Raw genomic sequence first — 2,326 nt, 5'->3', positions numbered from 1 at the left:
GCTGGCCGTGGTGGGCGCCGGCTCGGCGGACAAGGAGCAGGTGCAGTACATGGTGCGCCAGCTGCTGGCGCTCGAGGCGGTGCCGAGCCCCGACCATGCGGCCGACGCGCTGGCGGCCGCCATCTGCTACACGACCCACGAGGGCTTCGCGGCGGCGACCGCCGCGGCCGCATCGGGAGGAGGCGCGCGATGATCGCGTTCTTGAAGGGAAGGCTGGCGGGCAAGACCGCCGCTGCCGCGTTCATCGACGTGAACGGGGTGGGCTATGCCGTGGGCATGTCGCAGGCCAGCCTGTCGAAGCTGCCCGAGGCGGGCGCGTCCGTGGAGGTGCACACGTACCTGCAGGTGCGCGACGACGCCATCGCCCTGTACGGGTTCATGACGGTGGAGGAGAAGGCGCTGTTCGAGCGCCTCATCGGCGTGGGCGGCGTCGGCCCTAAAGTGGCCTTGGCGGCGTTGTCGGTGTTCACGCCGCAGGCGCTCGTCGCGGCCATCGCCGCGCAGGACGTGGCGGCCGTGTCGAAGATACCGGGCGTGGGGAAGAAGACGGCCTCGCGCATCATCCTGGAGTTGAAGGGGTCCCTCGACCAGGGGCTCGCGAGCCTGTTCGACGAGGGGGAGGCGCCCGCCGCCCGCGCCGCCGAGCAGCTGCGCGGCGCGCACGAGGCGCTGCTGTCCATGGGGTTCACGGCGGCCGAGGCCGACCTGGCCTTGAAGGGCGCGCCGGAGGGCGTCTCTGACAGCGCCGTTCTCCAGTACGCCCTCAAACGGTTGGGAACCGAGCGCTGACGCGCGCGGGCGCGTGTGGTACCTTGGTAGGCGAAGCGACGGACGGGACGGCTTGCGAAGTTAGGCGGTTATGGCGCACGACGACATCGAGATAGAGGGCCTGGGCTACGTGGCCGACGGCGCAGACGCGGCGTCGGTGCCGCCGCGTGCCGTGACGGCCGAGCTCACGGAGGACGACCTCGTCCTCGACCGCAGCCTGCGCCCGAAGCGATTGGGCGACTACCTGGGCCAGACGAAGGTGAAGGAATCGCTCGCCATCCTCATCGAGGCGGCGCGGGCGCGCGGCGACGTGGTCGACCACATCCTGTTCTCGGGCCCCCCGGGCCTGGGCAAGACCACGCTCGCCACCGTGGTGGCCAACGAGCTGGGCGCCAGCATCCGCACCACGAGCGGCCCCGCCATCGAGCGCACGGGCGACCTGGCCGCCATCCTCACGAACCTCGAGGAAGGCGACGTGCTGTTCATCGACGAGATACACCGCCTGAACCGCATGGTGGAGGAGGTTCTCTACCCCGCGCTCGAGGACTTCGCGCTGGACATCGTGGTGGGGAAGGGGCCGGCCGCGCGCTCCATCAGGCTCGACCTGCCGCACTTCACGCTCATCGGCGCCACGACGCGCACGGGGCTGCTCACCGGGCCCTTGCGCGACCGCTTCGGCATGGTGTTCCGGCTGGCATACTACACGCCCGAGGAGCTGGGCTCCATCGTGTGCCGCTCTGCGGCGATCCTCGGGGTGGACATAGCCGAGGACGGCGCGCTGGAGATCGCGCGGCGTAGCCGTGGCACGCCGCGTCTGGCGAACCGCCTGCTCAAACGTGTGCGCGACTGGGCGCAGGTGCGCGGCGACGGCACGATCGACGAGGACGTGGCCGCGCAGGCCCTAAGCTTCTTCGAGGTGGACGCGCTCGGCCTGGATGCCGTGGACAACCGCATCCTGGAGCTTCTAGCCGTTCAGTTCGGCGGCCGGCCCGTGGGGCTCTCGACGCTCGCCTCGGCGCTCTCGGAGGACCCGGACTCCCTCGAGGACGTCTACGAGCCCTTCCTCATGCAGCAGGGCCTCATGGTGCGCACCCCGAAGGGCCGCCAGGCCACGCCGCGCGCCTACGAGCACCTGGGTATCGCCCTCCCGCCTGCCTGAGCCAACCGGGGGGGGGTCGGCGCCAACGCCGCGGGCCCCCGGCGCTTCCCGCCAACCGTTTTCGACCTGCGACGAAAGGACGAGCCCCATGCTCGAACAGGACTACCTCATGCGCATCTTCCTGCAGTTCGCCGAGATACTGCGGCGCAGCTGGTTCAAGGCACGCGACGAGCACGACCCGAAGGCCGCGGCCGACATGCTGGAGAACGCCGTGGGCGACGCCGTGGACATCGACGGCGCCACGCTGCTGTCGCTCGCGCCGGAGTCCATGGCCGGCATCCTGCAGGTGTCGGGCACCGACCCGCGCGTCACCGAGTACGTGGCGCGCAGCCTCATGCTGGCGTCGGCCTACCTGCGCGAGGCAGGCGAGGACGCCGTCGCCGACCTGCGGCTGGAGCA

At 71.0% G+C, this 2,326-nt stretch carries 3 protein-coding genes and 1 pseudogene; all 4 read left to right on the top strand.

Annotated elements, in window-relative coordinates; all coding sequences use genetic code 11:
* On the top strand, window positions 1-193 hold a 193-nt coding region (locus tag GPA_RS20215; RefSeq protein ID WP_231847637.1), incomplete at its 5' end, for a crossover junction endodeoxyribonuclease RuvC.
* Window positions 190-789, top strand: a complete 600-nt coding sequence (gene ruvA / locus GPA_RS11530; RefSeq protein WP_015539964.1) for a Holliday junction branch migration protein RuvA — start codon at window positions 190-192, stop codon at window positions 787-789. The genes GPA_RS20215 and ruvA, both read left to right, overlap by 4 nt.
* Window positions 790-859: 70 nt before the next feature.
* Entirely contained in the window at window positions 860-1,927 is a 1,068-nt protein-coding gene (gene ruvB, locus GPA_RS11525) for a Holliday junction branch migration DNA helicase RuvB (protein WP_015539963.1), read from the top strand.
* A gap of 88 nt (window positions 1,928-2,015) precedes the next feature.
* Window positions 2,016-2,326, top strand: a pseudogene (locus GPA_RS19275) (hypothetical protein); the annotation flags it as partial.

Origin of the sequence: Gordonibacter pamelaeae 7-10-1-b, from assembly GCF_000210055.1 — a bacterium.
GTDB lineage: Bacteria > Actinomycetota > Coriobacteriia > Coriobacteriales > Eggerthellaceae > Gordonibacter > Gordonibacter pamelaeae.
This window is presented reverse-complemented; position numbering and strand designations above follow the sequence as displayed.